This is a genomic window from Ferrimicrobium sp. (assembly GCF_027364955.1).
Classification (GTDB): domain Bacteria; phylum Actinomycetota; class Acidimicrobiia; order Acidimicrobiales; family Acidimicrobiaceae; genus Ferrimicrobium.
Genome location: NZ_DAHXOI010000019.1, coordinates 1 through 25,640, shown reverse-complemented (window position 1 = coordinate 25,640; position 25,640 = coordinate 1). Strand labels below are relative to the sequence as shown.

At 58.6% G+C, this 25,640-nt stretch carries 22 protein-coding genes and 1 pseudogene; 16 read left to right on the top strand and 7 right to left on the bottom strand.

Annotated elements, in window-relative coordinates:
• Both M7Q83_RS10940 and M7Q83_RS10935 read left to right on the top strand, forming a co-directional pair.
• Nucleotides 1-1,222 (top strand): annotated as a pseudogene (locus tag M7Q83_RS10940) (hypothetical protein); the annotation flags it as partial.
• 47 nt (nucleotides 1,223-1,269) lie between these two features.
• On the top strand, nucleotides 1,270-1,878 hold the full coding sequence (locus M7Q83_RS10935; RefSeq protein ID WP_298338504.1) for a class F sortase: 609 nt from the start codon (nucleotides 1,270-1,272) through the stop codon (nucleotides 1,876-1,878).
• Nucleotides 1,879-1,908: 30 nt separating this feature from the next.
• Here the strand turns inward: M7Q83_RS10935 and M7Q83_RS10930 are convergent, their stop codons facing one another.
• On the bottom strand, nucleotides 1,909-2,280 hold the full coding sequence (locus M7Q83_RS10930) for a DUF805 domain-containing protein (RefSeq protein WP_298338501.1): 372 nt from the start codon (nucleotides 2,278-2,280) through the stop codon (nucleotides 1,909-1,911).
• Between the two features lie 93 nt (nucleotides 2,281-2,373).
• Between M7Q83_RS10930 and argC the strand changes: the two genes are divergently transcribed.
• The 9 genes from argC (at nucleotide 2,374) to M7Q83_RS10885 (ending at nucleotide 13,098) form a co-directional block, all read left to right on the top strand.
• Nucleotides 2,374-3,393 (top strand): N-acetyl-gamma-glutamyl-phosphate reductase, encoded by a 1,020-nt coding sequence (gene argC / locus M7Q83_RS10925; RefSeq protein ID WP_298338499.1) that lies wholly within the window; start codon nucleotides 2,374-2,376, stop codon nucleotides 3,391-3,393.
• Nucleotides 3,390-4,571, top strand: a complete 1,182-nt coding sequence (argJ, locus tag M7Q83_RS10920; protein WP_298338496.1) for a bifunctional glutamate N-acetyltransferase/amino-acid acetyltransferase ArgJ — start codon at nucleotides 3,390-3,392, stop codon at nucleotides 4,569-4,571. The genes argC and argJ overlap by 4 nt, the downstream gene beginning before the upstream one ends.
• On the top strand, nucleotides 4,568-5,437 hold the full coding sequence (gene argB, locus M7Q83_RS10915) for an acetylglutamate kinase (protein WP_298338493.1): 870 nt from the start codon (nucleotides 4,568-4,570) through the stop codon (nucleotides 5,435-5,437). Before argJ ends, argB begins: the two co-directional genes overlap by 4 nt.
• Complete coding sequence (locus M7Q83_RS10910; protein WP_298338490.1) at nucleotides 5,434-6,588, top strand: aminotransferase class III-fold pyridoxal phosphate-dependent enzyme; 1,155 nt, start codon at nucleotides 5,434-5,436, stop codon at nucleotides 6,586-6,588. The genes argB and M7Q83_RS10910 overlap by 4 nt, the downstream gene beginning before the upstream one ends.
• Nucleotides 6,585-7,688, top strand: coding sequence for a hypothetical protein (locus M7Q83_RS10905; RefSeq protein ID WP_298338487.1), 1,104 nt, complete (start codon nucleotides 6,585-6,587; stop codon nucleotides 7,686-7,688). Before M7Q83_RS10910 ends, M7Q83_RS10905 begins: the two co-directional genes overlap by 4 nt.
• The gene (gene argR / locus M7Q83_RS10900; protein WP_298209023.1) at nucleotides 7,688-8,155 is read left to right on the top strand and encodes an arginine repressor; all 468 of its coding nucleotides are present in this window, start codon (nucleotides 7,688-7,690) and stop codon (nucleotides 8,153-8,155) included. Before M7Q83_RS10905 ends, argR begins: the two co-directional genes overlap by 1 nt.
• Before the next feature lie 526 nt (nucleotides 8,156-8,681).
• Nucleotides 8,682-9,875 (top strand): argininosuccinate synthase, encoded by a 1,194-nt coding sequence (locus M7Q83_RS10895; protein WP_298338484.1) that lies wholly within the window; start codon nucleotides 8,682-8,684, stop codon nucleotides 9,873-9,875.
• A complete protein-coding gene (argH, locus tag M7Q83_RS10890) occupies nucleotides 9,872-11,272 on the top strand; it encodes an argininosuccinate lyase (protein WP_298338477.1) in 1,401 nt (466 codons plus the stop codon). Before M7Q83_RS10895 ends, argH begins: the two co-directional genes overlap by 4 nt.
• A gap of 626 nt (nucleotides 11,273-11,898) precedes the next feature.
• Nucleotides 11,899-13,098, top strand: a complete 1,200-nt coding sequence (locus M7Q83_RS10885; protein ID WP_298338474.1) for an ATP-binding protein — start codon at nucleotides 11,899-11,901, stop codon at nucleotides 13,096-13,098.
• A 470-nt stretch (nucleotides 13,099-13,568) separates the two neighbouring features.
• Here M7Q83_RS10885 and M7Q83_RS10880 read toward each other — a convergent pair whose 3' ends face one another.
• A complete protein-coding gene (locus tag M7Q83_RS10880; RefSeq protein WP_298338471.1) occupies nucleotides 13,569-14,264 on the bottom strand; it encodes a hypothetical protein in 696 nt (231 codons plus the stop codon).
• A gap of 140 nt (nucleotides 14,265-14,404) precedes the next feature.
• Between M7Q83_RS10880 and M7Q83_RS10875 the strand changes: the two genes are divergently transcribed.
• Nucleotides 14,405-15,004, top strand: coding sequence for a hypothetical protein (locus M7Q83_RS10875; protein WP_298338469.1), 600 nt, complete (start codon nucleotides 14,405-14,407; stop codon nucleotides 15,002-15,004).
• A 332-nt stretch (nucleotides 15,005-15,336) separates the two neighbouring features.
• On the opposite strand, the gene M7Q83_RS10870 is transcribed toward M7Q83_RS10875, so the two are convergent.
• The 4 genes from M7Q83_RS10870 to queF all read right to left on the bottom strand — a co-directional run bounded on the left by M7Q83_RS10870 (nucleotide 15,337) and on the right by queF (nucleotide 18,756).
• Nucleotides 15,337-16,539: a glycosyltransferase gene (locus tag M7Q83_RS10870; RefSeq protein ID WP_298338467.1), complete on the bottom strand. Its 1,203-nt coding sequence runs from the start codon at nucleotides 16,537-16,539 to the stop codon at nucleotides 15,337-15,339.
• A gap of 199 nt (nucleotides 16,540-16,738) precedes the next feature.
• Entirely contained in the window at nucleotides 16,739-17,638 is a 900-nt protein-coding gene (locus M7Q83_RS10865) for a DMT family transporter (RefSeq protein WP_298338464.1), read from the bottom strand.
• A gap of 49 nt (nucleotides 17,639-17,687) precedes the next feature.
• A complete protein-coding gene (locus M7Q83_RS10860; protein ID WP_298338461.1) occupies nucleotides 17,688-18,257 on the bottom strand; it encodes a VUT family protein in 570 nt (189 codons plus the stop codon).
• 34 nt (nucleotides 18,258-18,291) lie between these two features.
• Nucleotides 18,292-18,756 (bottom strand): preQ(1) synthase, encoded by a 465-nt coding sequence (queF, locus tag M7Q83_RS10855; protein ID WP_298338459.1) that lies wholly within the window; start codon nucleotides 18,754-18,756, stop codon nucleotides 18,292-18,294.
• Nucleotides 18,757-18,892: 136 nt separating this feature from the next.
• Here queF and M7Q83_RS10850 point away from each other — a divergent pair, with 136 nt between their 5' ends.
• Together M7Q83_RS10850 and M7Q83_RS10845 are read left to right on the top strand one after the other, a co-directional pair.
• On the top strand, nucleotides 18,893-19,567 hold the full coding sequence (locus M7Q83_RS10850) for a hypothetical protein (protein WP_298338456.1): 675 nt from the start codon (nucleotides 18,893-18,895) through the stop codon (nucleotides 19,565-19,567).
• Complete coding sequence (locus M7Q83_RS10845) at nucleotides 19,536-20,714, top strand: hypothetical protein (protein ID WP_298338451.1); 1,179 nt, start codon at nucleotides 19,536-19,538, stop codon at nucleotides 20,712-20,714. The genes M7Q83_RS10850 and M7Q83_RS10845 overlap by 32 nt, the downstream gene beginning before the upstream one ends.
• A 124-nt stretch (nucleotides 20,715-20,838) precedes the next feature.
• On the opposite strand, the gene M7Q83_RS10840 is transcribed toward M7Q83_RS10845, so the two are convergent.
• Nucleotides 20,839-21,531, bottom strand: coding sequence for a Type 1 glutamine amidotransferase-like domain-containing protein (locus M7Q83_RS10840; RefSeq protein ID WP_298338448.1), 693 nt, complete (start codon nucleotides 21,529-21,531; stop codon nucleotides 20,839-20,841).
• 1,201 nt (nucleotides 21,532-22,732) lie between these two features.
• Between M7Q83_RS10840 and M7Q83_RS10835 the strand changes: the two genes are divergently transcribed.
• Both M7Q83_RS10835 and M7Q83_RS10830 read left to right on the top strand, forming a co-directional pair.
• On the top strand, nucleotides 22,733-25,096 hold the full coding sequence (locus tag M7Q83_RS10835; RefSeq protein ID WP_298338445.1) for an EAL domain-containing protein: 2,364 nt from the start codon (nucleotides 22,733-22,735) through the stop codon (nucleotides 25,094-25,096).
• 256 nt (nucleotides 25,097-25,352) lie between these two features.
• Nucleotides 25,353-25,475 carry a hypothetical protein gene (locus M7Q83_RS10830; RefSeq protein ID WP_298338442.1) on the top strand — a complete coding sequence of 41 codons (123 nt, stop codon included), beginning with the start codon at nucleotides 25,353-25,355 and terminating at the stop codon, nucleotides 25,473-25,475.
• The last annotated feature ends 165 nt before the right edge of the window (nucleotides 25,476-25,640 follow it).

Genomic DNA, 25,640 nt, shown 5'->3' with positions numbered 1-25,640 from the left:
ATCCACCAACACCGCCTACACCGCCTACGGCACGACTGCCACGTCAGCGACCACCGGTGTTGTGACCTCGAACCAGGTTGTCATCACCGTCGGCAGCCCAGCTACCCCGACCCTCTCGATCAGCAAGGACCAGAGCCTGAATGGCTCCACCTCGGGCCAGGGCGCACTGACCTTCACCCCGACCGGTGGTAGCGGTACGACGCTTGGCTACTACACCTTGAACCCGAGCGCGACCGGTGCCCTTGGTGTGGGTGACTCCATCACCGTGACCGATCCGCTCCCGACCTTGGCTGGCCTTACCTATACGGGCTATACCGATACCGGTGCTGCCTCCGCGCTCACCGAGACCTGCACCCCGAGCTCGCTCTCTGGTACGAGTGGCACAGTGAGTTGCACCTTCACCAATAACGGTTCGACCGTCTATGCCCTGACCTCATCGAGCCTTGGCACCATCACCATTGACTTCTCCATCGCCAACGATGCCGCTCCTGGCACCATCACCAACACCGCCTACACCGCCTACGGCACGACTGCCACGTCAGCGACCACCGGTGTTGTGACCTCGAACCAGGTTGTCATCAGAGTAGTGGCTGCTCCAATTACTAGAGTTTCGGTGGTGTCTTCTGTTGGGATCGTGCTGAAGAAGTTTGAGGCTTCTGGTTCGCCTGACCCGATTACCCATGTTGGTCAGGTGATTACCTATGACTTCGATGTTACCAACACCGGTACTGTTACCATTGATCATCTTTCGATCACCGATACACAATCGGTACCAGGTGAGGCTTTGACTGGCCCGGTCTCCTGTCCGGTGAGCTCTCTTGCGCCGAACGCTAGCGTGACTTGTACTGGTACCTACGTGGTGACCAGTGTGGATATCACGAATGGTAATGTGACGGATACAGGTGGCGCTACTGCAGTTACTACAACTGGGATTCCAGTGAGTTCTAACCCTTCGACTGTCACGGTCCCTGTCACGGTCCCTGTCAAGGTGCCTGTCACTTCCCCCGTGCATGTCGTGAAGCCGATTACGAAGTCCTCGAAAGTCGTGCCCACACCTGTCAAGCTTGTCACCGGTCCGCCGACGCCTCCGTCGTCTACAAATGGGACTCTACCGGTTGGGCTCTCATTTGCTGGGCTGGGTATTGCAGGGTTGAGTTTCTTGGGTTTGGAGCGTAAGCGCAGAGGTAAGAAGGAGCTTCCTGACGTGGGCGAGGTCGCTTAAGTACTCGCGAGTTCCGGGGAGGAGTCGAGGTTGGTTCCTCCCCGCGATTGCTATCGTCGATCATCGTCGGGGGAGTCTTGACCTATGAGGGGATCCATAGCTCCCCGAAAGCCCAGATCCACCGCCCAACGGTGAAGGATCACCAACGAGCCATCAAGCTCGCCAAGACAAAACCCACCACCCCCACCTACACCTCAGTCCCCTGGAACCCGACCCTTCCCAACCAGGTCGCCACCATCTCCATCCCCGCCCCAATCCTTGCTGAGGGCGCAGCCAATGGAGAACTCACCATCCCCCCAGATGTTCATAACGTAGGCTGGGATGAACAGACCCCAACCCCGGGAGAGTCCGGTGTCACCCTTCTCGCAGGCCACGTGAACTGGGTGGGCCAAGGCGAGGGAGCACTCGGTGAGATCGGTCAACTCGTTCCCGGAGATCAGGTGATCCTCAACTGGGGTGGACACGAGACCACCTGGCGCATCACCACCAAACCAACCCTCTCCCCCAACACGGTGGCTCATCCCCAGCTCTTCACCAACCAGGGTCCCCCAACCTTGGCCCTCGTCACCTGTGGTGGCCCCTTCACCGAGATCCCCGGTGTGGGTGGCTCCTATGCCGACAACGTCATCGTGGAGGCGACACCGGTCACGGTCTGAGCAGCGATATAGCGACTTACTTTCAGCCATTTAGGTGTTCTGGGTATATCCTTGCGCGGGCGGCGATCCCCACTCATTCGCTGATGGGTAGGAACGCATTGCAAGAAGGACGAGAAGAGTGATGGGTCCAGCGATTGGAATGAGGATGATCAGCCACCACCAGCCCCTACGGTTGGTGTCGTGGAGGCGTCGGATGGTGAGCGCGAGACCAGGGATGAAGGCGGCCAGGCTGTAGAGGTCGGCGATGGTAGTCGCGGCCGATGAGTGCCCGGTGACGAATAGGAAGATGATCGAGAGGACTAGGTTGACGGCCACGGCTTTCCAGTAGGCAGGGCGGTTCGCACGCCCGCGGAAGTTGGTGTAGTTGAGCCACATCTGTTCATAGGCTTGGATGAAGGTCATTGGCACTCCTTTGTCGTCTGTCATCTTAACCGGAAAGTATTTAATCGTTTCTTGTGCTGTATGAATATACGTGAGAACTTATACTTATGGACTATGAGAATTGCGGTCGTAGGTGCGTCTGGTTATGTGGGGCAGGTGACCTGTCAGCTTGCGCTTGGACATCCGCGCCTAGATCTGGTCGCGGTGCAGGGGCAGGACGCGGCTGGGGAGCCGTTGAGTGCGATTCTCCCGGGTGCTGGGGCCGATCGGTCAGGGCTCGTCGTGGAAACGCTGGGGTCTGATCTCCATGGGGCAGAGACCGTCATACTTGGGTTACCTCATGGATTGAGCCAGGAGTTGGCACCTGATCTTCTAGGGCGTGGTGTTCAGGTCATCGACCTTGGTGCTGATTTCCGATTCAAGGATCCAGGTGAGTACGAGTTCTGGTACGGCACGCCGCATAAGGCCGTTGATCTACTGCAAGAGAGTGTCTATGGGCTTGTGGAGGTTCGACGTGCAGAACTCGTTGGTGCCCGACTCATTGGAGTTCCAGGTTGTTATGTGACGGCTGCGAGCCTCGGATTGTGGCCACTTGTTGCGAGGTCGTGTATCGGTGACGAGCTAGTCATTGTTGACGGCTACTCTGGTGTCTCAGGAGCGGGTAAGGGACTCAAGGCCTCGACGCACTTTGTCAGCGTGAATGAGAACCTCTCGACCTATGGACTTCTCGATCACCGCCACACGGGCGAGATGGAGATGAACCTAGGCAGGAGGGTCCTCTTCACCCCGCATCTTGCTCCTATCACACGCGGGATCCTGGCGACCTCCTATGCAGTACCGATGGAGGGTTCAAAGCCGTTGATGGGGGAGGGGTTGCTGGAGCTCTATCGTGAGATCTATGCAGACTCGCCCTTTGTTCGGGTTGTTGATAGACCACCAGGAACCCGTGAGGTTTTGGGTACGAACTTCATCGCGATCCATCCTGTCTATGATCCGCGAACCAACCGCTATGTGGTGATCTCCGTGATCGATAATCTCGTCAAAGGAGCCGCGGGTCAAGCGATCCAGGCCTTGAACGTCTCCCAGGGTTGGCCTGAGGAGCTCGGACTCGATCAGTTAGGAGTGTGGCCATGAGTGTGACCTTCCCAGAGGGTATCAGAGCTGCTGGCGTGGCGTCAGGGATCAAGGGAGACGGTGCTCTGGACTTGGCCTTCGTTGGTTTCTCCGACGGGGGAGCCCATGTTGGTGCTGCGGTCTTCACCAAGAGCGCGGCAGCGGCTGCACCGGTGCAGGTGTCACGAGATCACCTCCGTACGTCGAAGGGTCGCATCAGAGGAGTGGTGCTCTCCTCGGGCAATGCGAATGCACTCACTGGTGGGGCCGGACTGGATGCGGCAAGGCTCATGACCTCACTGGCGGTTGCAAACCTTGGGGGCGAGAAGTCTGAGTACCTCGTCTGTTCGACCGGGCTGATCGGGATCCCGTTCCCCATCGAGAGGATTGAACCAGGTCTTGCGCTGCTCGCCGCTGAGCTCGGCACCGATCCCCATGCGGGGGAGCGCGCAGCCCATGCGATTCGCACCACCGACACCTTTGCCAAGGAGGCGCAGGCGGTCGGTGATGGTTTCCGGGTGGGTGGGATGGCCAAAGGGGCGGCGATGATCGCGCCCAATATGGCCACCATGCTCTGCGTGCTCACGACTGATGCGACCCTTACGCCGGAGAGAGCCCAGAGTGCGCTCGGTTGGGTTGTCGATCAGACCTTTAACCGGATCACCATCGATGGTTGCACCTCTACCAACGATACGGTTGTCCTGCTGGCCTCTGAGGTGGGTAGCGAACCTGGCCCGGACTTCGAGGAGAGCCTCCTCGAAGTGGCTGCGAAGCTGGCGTATGCGATCGTCTCCGATGCTGAGGGCGGGAGCAAGGTGGGACGAGTGAGGGTGAGTGGAGGTGCAACCGTCTCCGAGGCCGAAACGTGTGCTCGCAGGGTCGCAAGCTCATTGCTGGTGAAGTGTTCGTTGCTTGGGAGTGATCCCTACTGGGGGCGGGTGCTGGCAGAGGTTGGGAACGCTCTGCCCGAGGCCGATATGAGTGCTGTCTCTGTGGCCTATCAAGGGATACGGGTTTGCGAAGGCGGACTCGATGCGAGTGCACGCCTGAGCGTGGCAGATCGGCGTCGACTCGATCATCGTATGCAAGAGCGCGAAATCGTCATCGAGATCGACTTAGGTAGAGGTTCTGAAAGCGTGGAAGTCTTAACCGCTGACATTGGGCATGGTTATCTTGAGGAGAACCGGGGAACCTCGTGATCACATCAGACCCACACCTTCGCGCACGCACCCTGGTCGAGGCGTTGCCCTACATTCGCCGCTTCCATGACCAGGTCATCGTCATCAAGTATGGAGGCAACGTGCTTGGTGATGAGGCAGCATCACTCACGGAGTTGGCCGAGGATGTCGCGCTGATGCGCTCGGTCGGGATGCGCCCGGTCATTGTCCATGGAGGGGGGCCCCAGATCGATGAGCTGGCCGATCGTCTTGGTCTCACACCCTCGTTTGTGCATGGACTCCGGGTGACTGATGCGGCGATGCTTGAGGTGGTGCGCATGGCACTCCTTGGCACCGTCAATCCGGCTATTGTAACCGCTCTTGGTCATCAGGGTGCTGCGGCCGTTGGACTCTCAGGGGCCGACAGCTCACTGGCGATCGCGACGAGGATCTCAGAGGAGCTCGGCTTTGTTGGGGAGATTCGACGGGTCGAGAGCCAGGTGGTCACGGAGCTGGTCGAGGCTGGGGTCGTACCGGTGGTGGCGAGTCTTGGCGTGGAGGTGGGCGGAGGACTGTTGAACGTCAACGCTGACTCCTTTGCAGCTGCACTTGCGGTTGCACTTGGGGCAGCGAAGTTGATCTTCCTGACCAACGTTGTTGGTCTCCTCGAAGAGGTAGATGATCCGGGGAGTCTGATCGCAAGGGCCGGTGTTGATGAGGTGCAGCGCCTGATCGAGGGTGGCCAGATTCAAGGTGGGATGATCCCGAAGGTCGCCGCAGCACTCGGTGCTGCGACAGGTGGAGTCGAACGGGTCCATTTGATCGACGGGACGGTCCCTCACTCGCTATTGTTGGAGTTATTGACTGATGAGGGTGTCGGAACGATGATCGAGGGAGGATCGCAATGACGGGAACGCTTCTCGGGCTCTATGGGGCACCGATGGCTAACATTGTACGAGGACAGGGTAGCTGGCTCTATGACGATGCGGGTCATAAGTACTTGGACTTTCTCTCTGGGATTGCGGTCACCTCGCTCGGGCACGCAAATCCAGTGATCGGGGAGGCGCTTACCAACCAGCTTGGACGAGTGCTCCATACCTCTAACTTCTTCACTACTCCTCCAGGGTTAGCGGCTGCCGCAAAGATCGGGGAGATCGCACCCTTTGAGGATGCGGGTGTCTTCTTCTGTAACTCGGGTGCGGAGGCGGTGGAGGCCGCCCTGAAGCTGTTACGACGGGCACTTCCGGATCGGCCAAAGGTCGTGGTGTTGAGTGACTCATTCCATGGTCGTACCTTTGGAGCGCTGTCAGCGACGATGCAACCGGCCAAACGGATACCGTTTGCGCCGCTTCTCGAGGGATTTATCCAGGTGCCCCTCAACGATGTGGGGGCACTTGGTGATGCCCTCAAGGATCCAGCGATCGGTGCCGTTCTCTTCGAACCAATTCAGGGTGAGGCTGGGGTCTATCCGCTCGCCGATGACTTCGCCGAGGCGTTGATCACCGCTCAACGTGAGCTTGACATCCTTTTGGTAGCCGACGAGATCCAGACTGGGTTGTGTCGAACAGGGGAGTGGCTCGCCTCCTCCCACTACGGGATTGTGCCAGATATCTTTATGCTCGCGAAGGCTCTCGGCAACGGTATCCCGATCGGAGCGCTGGTGGCCAAGCCTGAGGTAGGTGCGACCTTTGTTCCCGGTGACCATGGGTCGACCTTTGGGGGTAATCCGATCGCGAGTAGCGCAGCGGTTGCGGTCATCGAGTTCATGCAGCGTTCGTCGATGCCAGAACGTGTTCGTCACCTCGGTGATCTCGCCCTTCCTCTCCTCAAACCTCTGCCTGGAGTGACCAACGTTGAGGGGAGAGGGTTGATGTTGGGTCTGCAGTTGGCGGCACCTGTTGCCAAGGATGTAGTGACTAAGGCCTTTGCGGCTGGCCTCATCCTCAATGCTCCGAAGGCGGACCGGTTGCGACTGCTGCCGCCACTCACGATCTCGGAGCCGGAGCTGAACCAGGGCTGTGAGATTCTCGCTGGTGTCCTCACAGAGACCCTCCAATGATCATCGACGATATCGATGCACTCTCGGTTGAGCAGATCCTATGGCTCGTGCATCCTTCGGGCGAGGGTGTTCTGTCGGGGGCTGATGGGGGTCGAGGTCCTCTGGACTCCTCAGTCTCCCAACCCAAGGGAGCGGCACTCACAGCCCAAGGAGATTCTTCTGCCTCCGGAGCATCGGTGGATGACTTGCATCCCGAGGTGACCGAGCTCCTCGCAGATCAGGGTTCACCGGTAGGCGATGGGGGTTCTCTGGGGCTTGGATCTGACCAGTTCGTCGGGGCGACGATGGCTGGCGTCTTTGAGCATCCCTCGCTCAGAACCCGGTCGGCCTTCGCTGGCGCGGCCTATGCCGTGGGGGCGCTCCCGGTCTTCTTCGTCGGCGATGAGATCGGCATCGACTCCCGTGAGAGCGCCGAGGACGTCGCTCACCTTCTCTGTGAACATCACCAACTGATCGGGGCACGCCTTCGCAGCCATCGCACCTTTGTGCGCATGGCGGAGGTGGCACGAGCATACGAGCGACCGATGGTGAACCTCCTCACCGACTGGGCCCACCCGACCCAGGCTCTAGCCGACCTCATCACCATCGTCGAGCACATCGGGGTGCAACCCGAAGATCCCCTGCCGAACCTTCGAATCGCCTACCTAGGGGATGCAAACAACGTCGCTCGATCACTCACCAAGGCGGCGATCGCCGTCGGTTGGGACATCACTATCGCGGCACCCAATGGCCATCAGTTCGGGATTGAGGACGTCGCGGCCTTTGAGACCTACCGGGAGCTCTGTGGCTCCAAGGCCAGGGTAGAGCTGACCGATGATCCGAGTGCTGCGGTCCGTGAGGCTCGCGTTCTCTATACCGATGCATGGATCTCGATGGGGGCAACGGGGACGACTGATGAGTTCGAAGGGTTCGCGATCGATGAGGAGTTGCTACTCAGTGCTCCAGAGGATGCCTTTGTCATGCACTGTCTTCCAGCGCACCGCGGCATGGAGATTGCAGCCTCGGTGATCGACTCAGAGCGTTCGGTGGTGTGGGCACAGGCAAGGAATCGATTGGTGGCCATGGAACGACTCTTTTGGCTCATCAGTGAGGAGGACTAGTGGCAAAGAACCAACGTCAGTATCGCATCGCCAAGCTGATCAGCCAGGCACCGATCTCAGCACAGCAGCAGCTTGTGGACATGTTGGCCGATGAGGGGATTACCGCTACCCAGGCGACGGTCTCAAGGGACCTAGACGAGCTCGGTGCCATCAAGGTGAAGGGTCCTGGCGGTGCCAGCATCTACGCCATCCCCGATCTGCCGAGAGATCAGATCAGCACCGAGGGGTACTTGAAGCGGGTCCTTGGTGAGTGGGTCGTGGAGGTCGTCAACTCTGGTGATCTAGTGATGTTAAAGACCCCGCCAGGATGTGCTCATGTTGTCGCCTCGGCTTTGGATCGCACACGCCCGGACGGAGTACTCGGCACGGTCGCAGGGGATGATACCGTCCTGGTGCTCGCCGATCAGCCGATGGGGGGTGATCACCTGGCCAAGCTCATGCGAGAGGTGGCTGGTTTGCCTGGGTGAGGGTTAGGTGCCATCAGGGCTTGAGATTTGACAGGAGGTCTTGCCAGGGATGGGCGGTCTATCAGGTTCCAGCGGCGTGCCACCATCACTTGTGGGGTGCGCTGTTGGTTGGCTGGATAGGCCAAGCGCGTTCTCGCCTGGGCGCACCGCTCGATGGAGTGGCAATGACATGATTGGTCATGACGCGATGGGCAATAGCGTGATTCGTCATGACGCGATGGGTAATAGCGTGATTCGTCATGACGCGATGGGTAATAGCGTGTTGAGGATTGACCAGTAGAGGACTGGCGGGTAGAGGACTGGCGTGATGTCTATCCTCGCTGATCCGATTGCTCACCAACCTGAGCGATTGGGCGCCGAGTTGTCAATTCTGACCCTGGTGGTTACGACACTCATCTCGTTGAGGGGCATACCGGCAGGCTTGGCGCGGATCGTCGGGGTGTCGCCGGGCGTAGGTAGGTACTGTGGAACAGAGTTGTGAGACGGTCAGGTCCGTTTGAGGGCCTAGTGAGTAAGAGGAGATGTGATGGCAAAGACGGTAGTGCTCGCGTATTCCGGGGGACTAGATACTTCAGTTGCACTGAAGTGGTTGCAGGTCGAGAAGGGGTACGAGGTCATCGCCTGTTCGGTCGACGTCGGTCAGCAGGAGGACCTCGAGGAGGTACGAGTTCGCGCCCTCGCGACCGGCGCTAAGGTGGCAGAGGTCGTTGAGGTCCAAGATGAGTTCGCCAATGAGTTCATCGCCCGCGCGATTCGCGCTGGAGCTCTCTATGAGAACCGGTACCCGCTGGTCTCCTCCCTCTCTCGTCCGATCATCTCCAAGCACCTTGTTGAGGTAGCCCGGCGCTATGGAGCGGATGCCGTCGCTCACGGTTGTACCGGCAAGGGAAATGATCAGGTGCGTTTTGAGGTGGCGATCCGCACCCTTGCCCCTGACCTTGAGGTCCTTGCTCCGGTGCGTGAGTGGGGGTTCGCCCGTGAGGACTCCATCGACTATGGACTTGCACACGGGGTACAGATCAATGCCAACCGGGCGAATCCCTACTCGATCGATCAGAACCTCTGGGGACGCGCGATCGAGTGCGGCGAGATGGAGGATCCCTGGAACTCCCCACCATCAGATATTTATGCCTATACCCTTCCCCATGGTTCGGTTCCAGAGAGTGTGATCATCGGGTTCAACCAGGGGGTTCCGGTCTCCCTGGATGGGGAGGAGCTTCCCCTCTATCTCCTCATTACCCGTTTGAACGCGATCGCTGGGAGCTACGGGATTGGCCGTATCGACATGGTGGAGAACCGTCGAGTGGGTATCAAGTCGCGTGAGGTCTATGAGGCTCCGGCGGCGACGGTGCTCCTTGAGGCACATCGCCAGCTCGAGGATATCACCTTAGAGCGCGAGCTTGCTCATGCGAAGATTGAGCTGGGTCTCCAATGGGCGACGCTCGTCTACGACGGCCTCTGGTACTCCCCGCTGCGTATGGCCCTCGATGCCTTCATGGAGGAGGCATCGACCGTCGTCACCGGTGAGGTGCGGGTGCGGTTCTCCCCGAATGGGTTTGTTGTGGATGGACGGCGGAGCCCGCTCTCCCTCTATGACTATGAGCTCGCTACCTATGCCAGGGCTGACACCTTTAATCACCTCGATGCCGAGGGATTTGTGAAGATCTTCGGGTTAGGACTTGAGACTTGGTCAAAGCGACAGGGTAGAGTACAGCCATGACCCTATGGCAGAGCCGACTGAGCGCACCCCCTGCGGATGCATTACTCGCCTTCACAGAGAGCCTCTCCTTCGATCAGAAGCTCTGGCGTTTCGATATTCAAGGATCCCGAGCCCATGTTCTTGGACTGACGCGCGCCAAGTTGCTCACTGAGGAGGAGAGTGTCTCCCTCCTAGAGGCACTCGATAGCGTCTACTCGGAGCTCGAGACTGGAAGTTTCCAGTTTCTCCCTTCTGATGAGGACATCCACACCGCCGTTGAACGGCGGGTGACGGAGCTGATCGGTGATGCAGGTGCCAAGTTACACTCTGGGCGTTCTCGCAATGACCAGATCGCCCTTGATCTGCGTCTCTATAGCCGCAGTGCGATCTTTGCGATCGCTCAGGGGGTGGTTGACTTTCTTACGATGATCGCCGATGTCGCTGAGGCAGCGGGGGATGCGGTCATGCCTGGTTATACCCATACACAGCGGGCACAGCCGGTACCGATAGGCCATTACCTCCTCGCACATGGTTGGGCGCTTCGCCGTGATCTGGACCGGTTGCTCGCGACCTATGGCCGTATGGATGTCTCGCCATTGGGTGCCGGAGCACTCGCTGGCACCACGTTGGCGATTGACCCGGAGTTCACCGCAACTGAGCTCGGTTTTGCCGCCGCCTTTATGAACAGCTTCGATGCGGTCTCTGATCGGGACTTCGTCGTGGAGGTCCTCTTTGACATCGCCTTGCTCGGCGTTCATCTCTCTCGCTTTGCCGAGGAGATCGTGATGTTCACCACCGAGGAGTTTGGCTTCTTCCGCCTCGATGACTCCTACTCGACCGGCTCCTCCATGCTACCCCAGAAGAAGAACCCCGATATCGCAGAGCTTGCGCGGGGAAAGACTGGCCGCTATATCGGCAATCTCGTCTCGCTGCTCGTCACCCTTAAGGGTACTCCTCTGACCTATAACCGTGACCTCCAGGAGGACAAGGAGCCACTCTTTGACTCGGTTGAGCAGATGATTCGTGAACTCGTAGCCTTTCACGGCATGGTCTCGACCATGACCTTTGACTACGAGCGTCTGCGGGCAGCCGCATCATCGGAGTACCTCCAAGCCATCGACATCGCAGAGTATCTGGTGACCAACGGAGTGCCGTTTCGTCGGGCTCACGGGATCGCCGCTGGCCTTGTCCGTGACTCCCTCGAGCGTAGGGTACCCCTGCGCGAACTAGTGGGAGCTCACCCTCAGCTTGGGGAGGAGGCGATGTCGCTGATCGAGGCAGATGCCGCGGTACGTCGTCGTTCTGTGGCAGGTGGTGCATCGATTGACTCTGTCGTCGCCCAGCTCAAGCGCTATCGTCAAGAACTGCACGACTTAACAGGTGTGGTGGTGAGTTTGAACCCCGATCTCGAAGATTGAAGATCCAAGACGCTGGGCACCCTAGGTTTGGGGAGTCGGTACCGACCGTTGCGAGCAAGAGCCTCCTATGACAGAGTTATCAACTCGTGCGATCTCGGCATCTCTTGAGAGCTATTTTGCCTGTCAGGACGGTGTCGAACGCGAGTTCAACGGTTGTTGATGCATCGCTTGATGCTCACCAACGACCGCTGCCCGTGAAGCGTGTCGGTTTGGGTTGCGTTGGCAGGAGGGATTGCGCTAGGCGGGAGATGGAACGGCCCGACGTGCAACAAGCATGAATTGCGTTTAGGCGTGGCGCACGAAGAGGTATCGCCGCGCTGGAGCCGATGTCCCGTCATAGCCAGACCTTGGTTACCTTGAGCACGATCTTGCACGGGAGTGACTTCCCTTGGCAGACTGGCTGCGCCGACGGAGTGGAGCTGGCCATAGGTGACAAGCGTGGAGCTGGAGTCAGCCGCAACGCCTCGTTGCCTCCATCCCTGCCGATTGGATGTGGAAGTCCCCTCGGACCCGGTCCACTTTGGTGGCGTAGGCGTTCCCCGTGTCTCAGTGCTTTGGCGGACCGAGTGGATCTGATAAACATGGTAAACCATGATGAGCCTAGTAAACTGTGGTAAACTTTATATATGAATCCGGCGGAGAATCCGTACAACCCTGGGGCTGGGACTCCACCACCCGAACTCACCGGCCGTGACGGCCTGATCGAAGGGTTTGGGAGTACCGCCAAGCGCTTGGTTCGGGGTATGCCTGGGCAGAGTACGGTACTCGTTGGTCTTCGTGGAGTAGGCAAGACGGTGCTTCTCAATGTATTTGAGACCCAGGCCGCGGCCGCTGGTGCGATTGCGGAACACTTAGAGGCCGACCAGGATACTCTCACGCCTGATGTACTGGCGCGCCGGATGCGAAGTGCTCTCTATAAGTTGGCACCTCAGGATAGCTGGGGGCGAGGGGCATTAGCCATCGCCCTGCGAGTCGTCGCCTCTGTCCGCGTTACCTTTGCCCCACGCGGGGTAACCCTTGGACTTGATGTGGAGCCCTTGAGTGGCACCGGAGATTCTGGTGATCTCAGGGAAGACTTCGTGGATCTCTTCGTAGCCGTTGGGGAAGCAGCCCGTGAACATGGACGTGGAGTAGTTCTTGCAATCGATGAACTACAGAATCTCCCCGATGATGTGTTCCGCGCCCTCATTATGGGGCTGCATCGATGTTCACAGCTCAAGCTGCCGGTGATGGCTGTGGGTGCCGGTCTCCCAACTATCAAGGGAAAGGCGGGCGACGTGAAGACCTACGCTGAACGACTCTTTCAATTCGTCGAGATCGGGTCCCTTGATACGAGTGACGCCACGCGTGCTCTTGTAGTTCCCGCTGAACAATCCGGCATCAGATTCGACGGCATGGCCGTGGACGAGATCTTGGCGCGCTCGCAGGGCTATCCCTATTTCCTGCAGGAGTGGGGGTTTGGCGTCTGGAATACTGCTGCGGGGCCGATCATCTCCCGCGAGGATGTCATGCGCGCAGACCGGAATGTACAGACGAAGTTGGATGAGTCCTTCTTTGGCGTTCGCATGGGTAGGTTGACCGCTCAAGAGAGACAGTATCTTCGCGCTATGGCCGATCTGGGACCAGGACCCTATCGATCGAGTGATGTTGCCAGCGCTCTTGGCATGACCCTACAGCGAGCCGCGCCGATTCGTGGACGCCTTATGGGTAAGGGGATGATCTGGTCCAGCGATTATGGCGAGACAGCCTTCAGTGTGCCCCTCTTTGCCGAGTACCTTCGCCGGGATGTGGTGGTACCGACCCGTTCGATTGAGCCGCGACGTTAGCTGTGCGACAGCGATACGCTATCCCTCTCTTCTGGGTTCGAGTGATAGGGAGGGTTTAGGTCCTCCCGGTGGGTTGTAGATGGACTTGTTCGCGGTAGTGGTAGTGGTAATTCTCGACCCCGCGAGGGCTGAGCTCAATCTTGAGGATGGCGATTTTGACCCACCCTGAGTCCAGCACCTCTTTGACGTTGGTGCGGAGGACCAACAATTGAGAGTTGAACCAGCAAGGGACCCTAATCCACTTTCACGTGAACCCGGCGGCAGCTGGTCGCGCAAGGGGTTACCAACTCGCCAAGAGAGAAACGTGGTATGCGGCTATGGAGAAGATTGTTCATCGTTGGTTCGTTACGCCACAGCGTTTGGCTGCCTCTACTCGCGTTCGCTTCTTTGATGTTGGCAATCGATTGGGCAAGTTGTGCTGGTGTGCGTGGAGATTTGTCCCTTACTTCTACCCCAGACTGTGGAGCTCATCACATCGCATAGACGTTGCCGACCTCGATTGCCCACCAAGTTCCATCGACGCGTACGAGAGTGAGGTAGACGTCCCAGCCGACCTTGGCGAGTGCCGAGGCCTGTTCGGAGACTGCGAGAGGGCCGATCCCTCCCGCAAAGTACAACGCGCCGGGTTCGACGCGCTCAATCGTAAGGAGGTCCTCGATGAGATCGTCGGAGTCTCTGTCATTGAGGTTAAAGGTTGGAGCGTTTCCGCACTGTCGATACAGCAGTTCGGCGAGGCGTTCGGCGCGAGGGAGATCACGCGCAGCAGCTGCCCGGTCCAGACCGAGGTCCCGTTCCTCTTCGCTCACATAGCCCTGTTCGTATAACCAAATGGCGAGCTTCTTTGTGACCGTCGCGGCCGATCGCAGCACCTCCTGGCTGGCCAGCACCTTCTTGACCATGAAGTATCCGAGGAACTCTCCAAAGTGTTCAGGGATATGTTCTGGGCCAAAGAGGTGGCAGAACGCCTCATAATCACCCGCATTGAGCGCCTCTTGAAAGCGTTTTGTGTCAGCTTCGTCAAGCGACTGATAGGCGTAACCGTTCAACGAGTGACGAAGGAGGGTAATGACATCGATGTAGTTGCGCATCGTGCGGGCTGAGACTCGACTCTCTTGATCGCGAACGAACGCGTCGAGCACCGTCTCGATCGTAACCTCTCCATCCATGTGCGAATACTACCAGCTGGGGGGCGAGTCGATTCACCTGAGCCTCTGGAGGCGCCTTGCGGCGCCCAGAGGGCACAGATTAGGCCAAATTGTTGTCTCTACGGTGCTCGCAATAACAAGTTGAACGCTATTGTAGCAATATGCATCTTCAGCGTTCTCTTATGTTCGGGATCACCAGTGGGGCCCTCGCGTTCTCACTCGCAGCCTGTGGCTCGACCGGAGCCACCGCGACCAGCACCAACCCCTCGTCGGCGAAGTCAAAACCCACTTCATCGTCGAAGACACCATCGTCGAACACGCCGTCGTCGTCGAATTCGTCCTCCTCGGCACCTACTAGTGGCGTAGCTTTTTCACTCGCGAAGCTGGCTAGTTACACGAATTATGCCTTCACCTACTCGGTTGCTGTGAGCGGAGCGACCGTCACCTTCACTGGCTCTGTCCACTCACTCACCGATTGGCGGTTGCAGACTAGTTCGCCAGCGGTGACCACCTATGACGTCGATGGCAAGGGATACGGAACCGTTGCTGGCTTGTCCAGCGTCAGTTCGGAGACTTTTGCCACCCCAGAGGGTATTCATCATCTCAACGGGCAATACGTCAACGCCCAGGCATTGATCGGGATGACCCACGTCTATGGAGAGGAGATTCGCAAGGGAGGTTCGTGCACTGTCGCTGGCCAAAGCGGAACCATCTACAATCTCGGCACACCGAAGAACTCCTACTTCTCTATCGGTGATTAGGCCTGTGTTGCCTCCAACGGTGCCCTGCTGTTGTTTGCTCAAGGGGTCACAGGTGGTGCCAGCGCCGCTGCCTTGCATCTGACTGGCGCCTCGGAGGTTTTCCAGGTTACCGCTGTCGGTGGTGTGGGTCCAATCGCTGCACCATAACGACGCAGTTCGTGTTGCGACACTCCTCACCCATCCGCTACGTATCTGGCTCCCCCCTGAGGGTTGCGAGAGGCCTTCCAATAGCATCGACGATGGTGTAGGTATTCCATTATCCGATGGGCCTCCATCGTTGACTGCTGCGAGTGGCGTCGGTGGTGTGGGTCCAATCGTCTTGGGGGCGGGGGTCAATTTTCGAGTGCGATCGATAGCCAAAGTCCAAGTGAGTAGGCCAGATCGTAGAGCGTCGCGGTAGGTCCCTGATGAAGAACGTCGATGACCGTCGCGGTCGTGAAGGAACGTCGCAGCTGTCTCGAGATGAGCGATGACAGCGCCATGGGGAGCCCGAACTGGCGTACGATGAGCGATGCATTGGCAAGGATCTGCTGGTCGAGAAGCAGGATCGAAGCCCTGATCTGTTGAGCGCGAGTGAGGCGGTTCCTGAGTCGGAAGGTGAGATGGAGGGCCGTGAGTGTCGCCGTCGCGAAGGGTGCAAGAGTGACTAGGGCGAGAAAAGGGGCATCCTTTAGCTGTGGAGTGAGTGTGAGCGCTGTCCTCTTGCGGAGATGACCGACTGAGTACCCGTACATGGCAGCCTTGATGAGTCGGGTTAGCAAGGGTTGGGAGTGATGGACGCAGATGCTGCCCGGTGCGTAGATAGCCAAGTAGTCGGGGGAGCAGATGCGGTTGATCAGATCGACATCCTCACCGAGGCGCAGATCCTCCGCAAAGCCACCAACGGCCTCGAAGCGTCGTCTATCGATCGCAAGGACGGCACCTGGAAGATGGTTGAGGTGTTGGCCATCGACGATCGTCGGTGAGGGGCCAAGATCGAGGGGTGAGGGGTGCTCTTCCTCGATCACCCGTGGAGCGAGCGCGACGATCTGGCGGTGGGTGAGCAATTTGAGGAGGGAGCAGAGCTCTTCATCGACGCTGACGATATCCGCATCGATGAAGAGCAGCACCTCATTCGTGCTCCTTTGTGCACCCTGATTGCGTGCGGCGCCCGGGCCGAGGGTTACCTCGTTGCGCAGGATGAGGGCGTTGTCGACCCTGATCGGGTGGTCGGAGGCGTCGTCAACGATAATGACTTCACTCACCCAAGGGGAGGTGGCGAGAGTTTGTACGAGGGAATTGAAGCTATCAGCGGGAGGGTTGCGTGTTGGTATCACGACCGAGACGCTTGGGGTAGCGGATCGAGATGAGGGGACCAAAACCCCAGCTGCCATGAGTGACCGGTAGTTGCCGGGGTTGTCGGTGTCGAAGTGGTGAGGGAGATCGCCGGTGATGGCGAGGAGGGCGCCCGCTCGCGGATCGAGGATGAGCGGACCAAGCCTGCTACCTGACCTTCGATCGAGGCGGACGGACTTCCTAGTCTCCTGGCCGCTCACTGGCGGTTGTCGGCGTGGTGCCGTAGCGTCGTCGCCGAAGAGCGACGACGGATGGATTCTGAAGCAGGGGCAAAGCAAGCGTGTGTCTGCGCTGGTATCGGTTGGGTGGCGATCGCTGCTCTTGAGCCTGGCGCGTCGGTCCGGTTGCTGTTCCGATGGTCGAGATCTATCTGTGTTTGCAGCTGCACAGTTACCTGCCTTAGGGGGTTGGCTCCAGCGCGAGCGGTGGCTTGCGCTCCAAGACGGCGAGGGTGACCCCGACGCAGACGAGGATGGCGCCAGCGAGTGTTCCGATGGCGATCGTCTCGCCGAGGAGTACGACCCCGAGGATAATACCCACGAGGGGCTGGAAGAGCAACAGCACGCCACCGCGTGAGGCGCTGACGTGTTTGAATCCCCATACCCAGAGGAAGAAGGCGAGTGCCATGCCGATCACGCTGATGTAGAGAACCTCCCCCCACTGGGCGAGGTTCATCGGGAGTGGATGGCGTGCATGGAGGTAGGCGAAACTGGCGAAGGGGAGCGAGGTGATCGCGCCTACGGTGCAAGCAAGGGTGACTACCGTCAGGGCACTGTAGCGGTTCAGCAGCGAGGTGGATCCGATGGTGTAGAGCGACCAGCACACCGCTGCCACCAGCAGCAGCGAGACACCGAGGGTGGTGTCTTTCCCGGGTGCGGGCGTCCCGACGATCACAATGACACCGACGAAGGCGACTGCGATGGCGAGCCAGCGTCGCAGAGGGACATGCTCTTTAAGGATGAAGGCACCGAGCAGGGCGATCAGGATCGGCGAGGAGGCGGTGACGAGGGAGCCGAGCGCGGCGCCAGCGGCGTGGGTTCCATAGAATTGGAATCCAATGGAGACGCTAAAGCCGATGACGCCTACGCCGAACATGGGTAGGTAGTCTCGTCGTGCGATGTGAAGTTGTCGACCTCTAGCTGCGATGAACAACAGGATGATCGCAGAGATACCTTCACGGAACTCGAGCACCACGAGTGGCGGCATCGTGCGCATGAGCGCATCGCTCGCAACGTACATCCCACCCCAGATTGCCGAGGAGAGAGCCAACGCTAGAAACCCCTGTGTACTCGCCTTCACCGCAGGTCAGTCTAGTGTTCGCCGGGGGCTGTCTCTCTGCGAGCGGGGGTCAACTCCGGTCGTAATCAAGATTGCGATGTGAGAACCGAAGCGATGGGCGTCGTCGGAGATACCATGTCAGTGCGGTGCCTAACAGGATCACCCACAGTTTGCCAACGAGCTGACCCTCCAGGGCCACACCGAGTGGGATTCCAGCCAGCGTCAAGAAGACGACGGAGTCGACAACCTCGGCGAAGAGACCGGCGATGAGGACCGAGGCGGCCAAGTTCCAGCGCTGTAGCGGCGTGAAGATGATAAAGTCAGTTGACTCAGAGAGGAGGAAGGTGACGCCTGAGGCGACGGCAAGCTGTGGGGTAGAAACGAGTGCGGAGACGAGCGCACCGATGAAGATAGCGGCGATGCCGGCCTTTGGACCAGCGAGGCGCTGGACGTAGTCACGTGCGACGAAGGCGACCGCCGCCAGATAGACCCCCGATGGCGCCTCGAGGCCGAAGCCAACAGGGAGAACATGGGCGCCAGGAATCGGGGTTCCGATGTGGGCGATCATCCAGTTGGAGCCGACGATGGCACCGATGTAGGCACCAAGGGCCAGCCAGGCGCCCCAGGAGAGGCGCTTCAACAAGGGGCCTTCTGCGCTTGGGTGAACGATCTGCTCATGCGAGCGAGGCAACCTGACTATAGCTCGCGATGAGGGCAAGAGCATCGGACCGGGAGGCGGTGGGGGCGAGACGCTCCACCATCGGTTTGATAGCGATGCCCCCACGGGGGTTGAAGTCGCCAAAAACCCGGAGAAACTTGGGGGAGAGGAGATTGTTGAGATCATCAGCGATCGTATTCACACAGGACTCGTGGAACGAGCCATGGTTGCGATAGCTCACCAAGTAGAGCTTGAGGCTTTTGCTCTCGACGCAGAGGCGAGCGGGGATATAGTCGATCACGAGCGAGCCGTAATCGGGTTGACCGGTAATTGGGCAGAGGCTGGTGAACTCGGTTGCGATGAGCCGGATGACAAAGTCCGTTCCAGGATGAGGATTCGGGAACGCCTCAAGCATGGTCGGGCTCGGGTCCTCATAGCGGTACTGCGTGGGTGTCCCGAGCTGAGTAAGGCCTTCGGTCACTGCGGTGTCCTTCCTTCGTTGGTCTCCGTTTTGCTATCGAGTGTAGGGCGGCGGGAGCTGGTCTAATACCATGAGGTCAGCTCGTGCGTTTGGCCGACTAGACTTGTTTCCAGCCGATCCAAAGGGAGCGTGTTTGATGGCAATCGAACTGACTACAAAGGATTGTGACGCACTCGACGATGCCGAACTCGAAGAGTTCGCTGCCGTCAGTGATCTGCAGGGTGCAGCCTTCAGCGCAGGTTTCCTCTCGAAACAGAGAGAGGAATGGGTGCTGTCGTCACTCGCACGAGAGGGGGATTCCCTTCTGGGGGGAATGATGTTTACGCTCGAGCGTATCGGGGGTACTCCATGTATCCTGATCAACCTCATCGTCACACAACCAAAGGACCGAGAGCGGGAACTGCTCGCTGCGCTTCTTCACGAGGCGTATTCGCGGGCCCTTCTTGCTTTTCCAGACGAGGACGTGCTGGTCGGAGTCAAGTTGATCTCACCGAATGGTTATGAGATCTTCAATGGCCTCTCTGACGTCGTGCCCCGTCCTGGACACCGCCCAACGGGCGAGGAACGGGCGTGGTCGCGCCGACTTGCAAAGCGTTTTGGCCTTGACCATGGACTCGATGACCGCAGTTCGCTAGCGGTCAGCGATGGCGAACAGTATGGTTATGTCGCCTATCGTCTGGGAGACCCCGTCGAGACCCCCTACCAGGAGGTCTTTGAGTGCTGCGCACCTGAAGAGGGACAGGCACTGATCGTCTTTGGCTGGGTGATGGCCGAGCAACTTGCCGACGGTTCCGTACCTTTACCAGTTTGAGAATCAGTCACTTTTCCGTCTGATCGAAGCGCGCCAGCGCGGAGAGTTGAGCGCCTGCGAGGTGCTCCAGGCTGCCCTTGGTGCCTTGAATGGCGTGGAGTTGCAGCGATCAAGGATCGAACAGGCAAAGACTGAGGCAATCGAGTTTGACCGTGCGTATCCCCCCGGTTCCTGGATGCCGGCGCTGGCGGGGGTGCCGATCATCGTAGATGATCAGGCGTGGCAAGCGAACGGGAGTCCGGGGGCGGACCGTGAGTTCGCATTGCCACCAGGTACCGCGATCTCTGCGCTCGCAAAGGAGGGGGCGCTCGTAGTGGGATCCGTTCTCCTTGATGGGGTGTCTGCGACGTTGGGCGCGGTGGTCGATCAAGGTGGTGCCAACGACCAATCATGTGGTGCCAACGACCAATCATGGAGTCAGGATCCATTGCTCCAAAGCCACCTCTCTGGCGCGATCAAGGCCTCACTTGTGGCAGGGGATCTTCTTGGAATGTTGTGGCGGGCTCGATGTGGATTGGCCTCCTATCGTCCCACCCTAGGGCTGACACCGGCTCGTAGCCCAGCGCAGGGTCGACATGCAGTCAGCTTTCTTGCAGCTACCATACCGGAGCAGGCCTTTCTGCTCGATCGCTTGCGAGCGCGAGGGGTGAGCGGTGACCCTCGCTATCTCCCGCATTCCGAACCCAAGAGTTTGTTGAGCTTTGCAGTGACACCGAAGCGGCCTGACCAGCTTGGTGTGCTGGAGATGTCGGCAGATCCAGGGAGCAGAACCAATGCACAGCTCCTTCGTTCGCAGCTCTTCGCACTGGGGATTCGCGTCGAGGAGGCACAGGGTGCGCCATTTTCGAAGCTGATTTTGGAAGCGAATGAGGTCGATCAGCCCGGCGGGTATATCGGTGCGACCGACGCGTTGTTGTTTGTGAGGGAACTCGATCGATGGTTGGCCAAGGTTGGTGCGATGGTGGTCGTGCTCGGTCCTGCTGGCGATGGCCTACGGGAGATCCAAATCGTTGCGGAGCTGCTCGAGGCTGCCAACCTCCCCTGGCTGATACCAGGAGGAGGCGGGTCATTCGTGGTGGGTGGAAGGTTTGACGATGCCCAACTCCTGCGATTGGGAGCGTTCTTGCACGAGAACGGTTTGGGTTGACGCTAGTCGGAGCGCTAAGGTGGGATTGGGTTTCCACCCTGTCCAATCGCTGGGTCCAATCGCTGGGTCCAATCGATGGCAATCGGTGCGTGATCACTCTCGATTGCCCTCCACGAGCCAGTGCTCAGAGTTCGAGCGACTCACCCTCGCGAAGGCGACGCGGAGGGGATTCATTGAGACGTACCACCGTTCCCTTGCCCATGACGGTCATCGATGTTGTGCTGCCAACTAGGGCGGTGAGTTCGTCGATGCCCACGACTTCGACGCCCTCTGGTGGCCGGAGGGCGAGCTTGGCGAGGCTCGTTCCCAACTTCGGCACAAACCGGTCGAAGTGCGGGATGATGCTGAGCTGCGGAATGAGCCCTAAACCCCGATGGCCCATGGAGCCACGATTCCGAAGGCTCGGGATCCAGGCTCCCATGATCATCGCACCGGCACTGCAGCCCGCGATCGAAGCACCGCGCTCATGGGCTGCGATGATGGCCTCCCAGATAACGGTGTCGCGGAGGGTGTCCGCCAGAAATGTTGGGTTCCCACCCGAGAGATAGATGAGACTGGCATCGTCGAGTGCTTTGGCGAGTTCGGGGTCGTTCGCCTCTTCCCGGCTCCTTGGTGCGACGGTGACGGGCGTGACGCCAAGTCGTACGGCAGCCTGGCGACCAAGCTCGATCCAGTAGCTAAGGCGTTCTGGCCCCTCCTGTGCAGCGGCCGTTGGAATTTGGACGTAGCGGCTCCCACCGTTGAGAAGGCGGCGTTCGATAGCGGCCATCTCTGGGAGATATTCTCCTGAACCCACAAGGGCGATCATTCCTGACATCGCTCTAAGCCTAGGTTGGTCAGCGTCGTTGGTGGTAATTGAAGGTGTTTTGCGGTTCGTTGGATTATTGAACAGAAAGGGAGTCTCTCCTCATTCGGGTCCCCTAGGTCTCAGTGTTGGGGTGTGAGGCTGGTTTCTTGCTGTTTGCTGAGTTGGATCCAGTGTCCAAACGATGCTCTCTTTGATGAGAGAGGTTATGAAGGTCTGCGTACACCGTGATTGCGCAGCGTGGGAGATCGGTCCCGGTCTTCTTATCTCGGGTAGAGACGCACTGCACGCCAGCGAGAGTCAGCAACCCGGTCATCGGTCAATGCGCCAGAAGGTGCCTCGTGACACGTTGTACGAGCCAATGGTGTGTGACAAGGGTTGTCAACGGTGGAAGGTCGAGTTCGCTCTAGGAATTGGTTGGAGTGGCGTAATGGCATTGTTGAGGTTCCTAGCCGCCTCGATCGCCGTCTTTGGCGCGGACCAATTGACGTGGCTCACGACGCGAGATTGGTGATCCTCTGGCGGCGTCGGGGAGTGCTCGCGTCCTCAAGTTGGTTTGGACAGGTCGATTATCTCCGGTACTGGCCAGAAGTAATCGTGGGTGAGCAGCATCAACTTGGTCGCCAACCTTGGGGCTCATAAATACAACGAGCTCAGGATTGGCTGTAGGTATGTGTCCATCGCGACAAGAGAGCTGAAGCTGATGGTGCCAAACAGATAATGCGCCGATGTGGTTTCAGATCGATAGCTTGATTTTGTCGCTTTGGTACTGCGATACTGTCTGCCCTATTAGGTGGAAGTTGGCCAAAGCTGCCATTCCTAGCGGGGGTGTGGCGAGATGATCGCGCTAACCGGATAACACCTTGGCACACGATCGAGCGATAAATCCTGATGTAGTCGGGACGGTGTTGGCCTGATATCTGCGAATCGGAGAAGCTCGCTATTGTGCCTCTACTCAGTTCCCTTCACGCAAGCGTGCGCGGTTCTCTCCCCCCCCCATAGCTCGTGGATCGATCCTCTTGGGTGGATGCCATTCGCTGTTTGGAGGGCACGGGTCTTGTGCATTGGGAGAGAATAGTTTTAGGTTATCACGGTGACATCCGATGTTTAGTGGAGGTAATAGGCTCGGTCTCATGGCGCGATTGCAGTTGATGCTTATGGCCATGCTTGAGATTCTCAGGTACCAGAGCTCGCGACGATAACGAGGTGGGTGATGATCGTGGATGAATCAGCAGAGGACTCAGGCCTAGGGCTCGACGCGCAGACAGAACTTTTCCTGCAACTCGCTGAATTAGTCGGTGCCACCACCCGGACCGGGCCCGTCCTCGCGTTGGCCTGTGAGCGGCTGGCGACGATAATTGGTTGTACTCGTGTGAGCGTATTTCTCGTGATTGACGGCCAAGTCGTGCCGCGCATGTCACGCTTTGCGGACGGCATGACAATGCCGGAGCAGTGGGATCAGTTTCGCACGACGGTAGCGGCCAGCCATCCGCCTCCAGTCGTTATCGAGGTGCTTGAGCACGGTATGCCCATTGTGCGCTCAGCCTACGACGATGATTGGTGGGCTGAGCAGTTTGGTGTCGCCTCGATCATGGCCGTTCCGGTTGGAAAGGCCTCACATCCACTTGGTGTACTGGTTGCAGACTCTCAGGTGCCCTGTGATTTCAAGCCGGACCAGGTCCGTCTTGCGGCGGCATTGGGCGTACAACTTGGTGGAATTGTCGCATTGGCCCGCCAGATCGAGGAACAAAACAGCCGCCTCGACATTGCCGAGGCGGTCCACAACTTTGTGGTTGAAGGGTCGCTTGCCACCTCGACCTTGGGCGTAGCCCAGGCACTTGCACGGGCGGTATCCAGTGCTCTTGGATACACAGTCACCCTTGCTGTTGCGCTTGATGCCACTGGTTCTATTACCGAGTTCACCGGTTCCGGGGTGGACCCATCCATCCTCAGCGAAATGAGTAGTACCCTCACGGGAGAGCTAGTAGCCTCCGTTCTCGCAGGTGGCGACGCCGCTGGACCCTGTCTGTTGCAGGAGATGGCTCTTGATGAGAAGATGTCATGCGCTCTGACCTTTTTGGGGTTTGGTGCCGGCTGGTGTATCCCGGTGAGTCGATTGAATGGCCAAGTCGTCGGTGTTGTCATTGCCGCGGATCCTACTAATCGCGGCGTCATCGGTCATCGACATCGTGACCTTGTGGGCGTTCTGGCCCAAGAGAGTACGGTCATTGTCGAGAATGCAGTGCTCCGCGAGCATGATCACTTCCAGGCCACTCACGATATGCTCACTGGATTGGCGAATCGTGCTGAGTTCGAAGAGTATCTGACGCGTGCCATTGCAGTCGCTGAGCGCACCTCAACACCGCTGGCGGTCTTGCTTCTCGATCTCAACCGTTTTAAGGATGTCAACGACACGCTCGGCCACCATATGGGTGATGAACTACTTCGTCAGGTAGCATCCTGTCTCACCTCCGTCATGCGCGAGGCGGACTTGGTGGCTCGATTGGGAGGAGATGAGTTTGTCGCTTTGCTCACCACTTCGGGAGATGTTGCGGGGGCTCGGACGGTAGCTAAGCGACTTGTCGCTTCGCTTGAGCAGCCTCTGCTCGTCGCGAACCGTTCGATCTGGATCGGTGCCAGCGTCGGGATCGCCTGTTTCCCCGACCACGGGACGGATCCACAGACCCTGCTCCATCGAGCCGATCTGGCTATGTATGAGGCGAAACGTACGACGGTTGGAGTGGTTGCCTACGATGCCAGAGTAGATCGGGCACAATCAACGGTTCCAGGCTTGTTGCTCGAGTTGCCAAGAGCGATCCAGAACAATGAACTGCTTCTGCATTATCAACCCAAGCTTGACTTAAACACCGGTTTGGTAGTGGGTGTTGAGGCGCTTGTGCGGTGGGCGCACCCCACTCTTGGATTGCTTGGCCCGGATCAGTTTGTCCCGTTGGCTGAAGCTACGGGGATCATACGGCAGCTGACATCCTGGGTGCTGATCACTGCACTTCGGCAGGTAGCCACCTGGAGAGAGCATGGATTGATCCTGGGTATGGCGGTGAATGTTTCGGCTCGAGATCTCGCAGATCCTTCGCTGCCAGAGCGCGTGATGAGCGCTCTTGGCGAGGCCGGGGTGCCGGTGGATCAGTTGACGCTCGAGCTCACTGAGTCAGCAATTATGTCAGACGAGGCAAAAGGGACCCAGGTCCTGACCGAGTTGCGCGCCTTGGGGGTCAGAATCAGCCTGGACGACTTTGGCACCGGCTATTCATCGTTGGCCTACCTCGAACGTCTCCCGCTCGATGAGGTCAAGATCGATCGGTCATTTTTGGGCCAGGATGGTTTTGGGGCTGAGTCCTTTGTGATACGTTCGATGGTAAAAATGGGCCATCACCTCGGGTTACGGATCGTCGTCGAAGGGGTTGAGAACATGGTATCGCATGAGAGCGTGGCTCGTATCAACTGCGATGAACTGCAGGGATTCGTACTTTCTCCGCCACTGGCGGTCGCTGACTTTGAACGCTGGCTTACTGATTGGACGAATGAGATCGCCGACGAGCCCTTTGCCTCAAGTTGATGAAGTCCTCCGTCGGCCCTATGAGCACTAGCGCCGATCAGGGGGAAATGTCAGGTTGTCGTCAGATCCTCTCTAGCCTTGACGGTTCTGTATCGTCGACGTAGGTGCCAGGTCCTGTCGGAGATATGGTTCTGGAGGGCCTGTTGAGATGTGTACTTCGTGTGGAGAGACCCCTCCGTCAGTAGCATTGAGCGGACGCGATTCGTTGTGAGATGGGTGCAGAAGTGATGACAATTACGACAATATTGAGGCTATCATGATCGAGTATGAAGGGTTGATGGCGCTCACCTGGACTATGGCGAGTTTCGCTAACGGCGAAAAACAACCCTCACCGATTGATGTCACAGCTCACTCGGCAGGCTATGAGTTGAGTCGATAACCGACTTGGACCCTGGGGCGGCAGGTGAACCGCAAGCCTAAGGGAGTAATCATAGACAGGATCCATGGAATGGATCTATGGCCATGCGAACGCCACCCGGTCGCCAAATGGCTATGCAAACGCCACCCGGTCGCCAAAGCTACTTCGCAGGTGCCCGATCAGGTT

Bases quoted from the DNA above. Each gene is read 5' to 3' on its own strand.
- argC (WP_298338499.1), top strand. From the start codon at position 2,374: ATGAGAATTGCGGTCGTAGGTGCGTCTGGTTATGTGGGGCAGGTGACC.
- M7Q83_RS10850 (WP_298338456.1), top strand. From the start codon at position 18,893: ATGGCAATCGAACTGACTACAAAGGATTGTGACGCACTCGACGATGCC.
- M7Q83_RS10910 (WP_298338490.1), top strand. From the start codon at position 5,434: ATGACGGGAACGCTTCTCGGGCTCTATGGGGCACCGATGGCTAACATT.
- M7Q83_RS10835 (WP_298338445.1), top strand. From the start codon at position 22,733: ATGATCGTGGATGAATCAGCAGAGGACTCAGGCCTAGGGCTCGACGCG.
- M7Q83_RS10840 (WP_298338448.1), bottom strand. From the start codon at position 21,531: ATGTCAGGAATGATCGCCCTTGTGGGTTCAGGAGAATATCTCCCAGAG.
- argJ (WP_298338496.1), top strand. From the start codon at position 3,390: ATGAGTGTGACCTTCCCAGAGGGTATCAGAGCTGCTGGCGTGGCGTCA.
- M7Q83_RS10895 (WP_298338484.1), top strand. From the start codon at position 8,682: ATGGCAAAGACGGTAGTGCTCGCGTATTCCGGGGGACTAGATACTTCA.
- M7Q83_RS10830 (WP_298338442.1), top strand. From the start codon at position 25,353: ATGATCGAGTATGAAGGGTTGATGGCGCTCACCTGGACTATGGCGAGT.
- M7Q83_RS10905 (WP_298338487.1), top strand. From the start codon at position 6,585: ATGATCATCGACGATATCGATGCACTCTCGGTTGAGCAGATCCTATGG.
- M7Q83_RS10930 (WP_298338501.1), bottom strand. From the start codon at position 2,280: ATGACCTTCATCCAAGCCTATGAACAGATGTGGCTCAACTACACCAAC.
- M7Q83_RS10880 (WP_298338471.1), bottom strand. From the start codon at position 14,264: ATGGATGGAGAGGTTACGATCGAGACGGTGCTCGACGCGTTCGTTCGC.
- M7Q83_RS10875 (WP_298338469.1), top strand. From the start codon at position 14,405: ATGCATCTTCAGCGTTCTCTTATGTTCGGGATCACCAGTGGGGCCCTC.
- argH (WP_298338477.1), top strand. From the start codon at position 9,872: ATGACCCTATGGCAGAGCCGACTGAGCGCACCCCCTGCGGATGCATTA.
- M7Q83_RS10885 (WP_298338474.1), top strand. From the start codon at position 11,899: ATGAATCCGGCGGAGAATCCGTACAACCCTGGGGCTGGGACTCCACCA.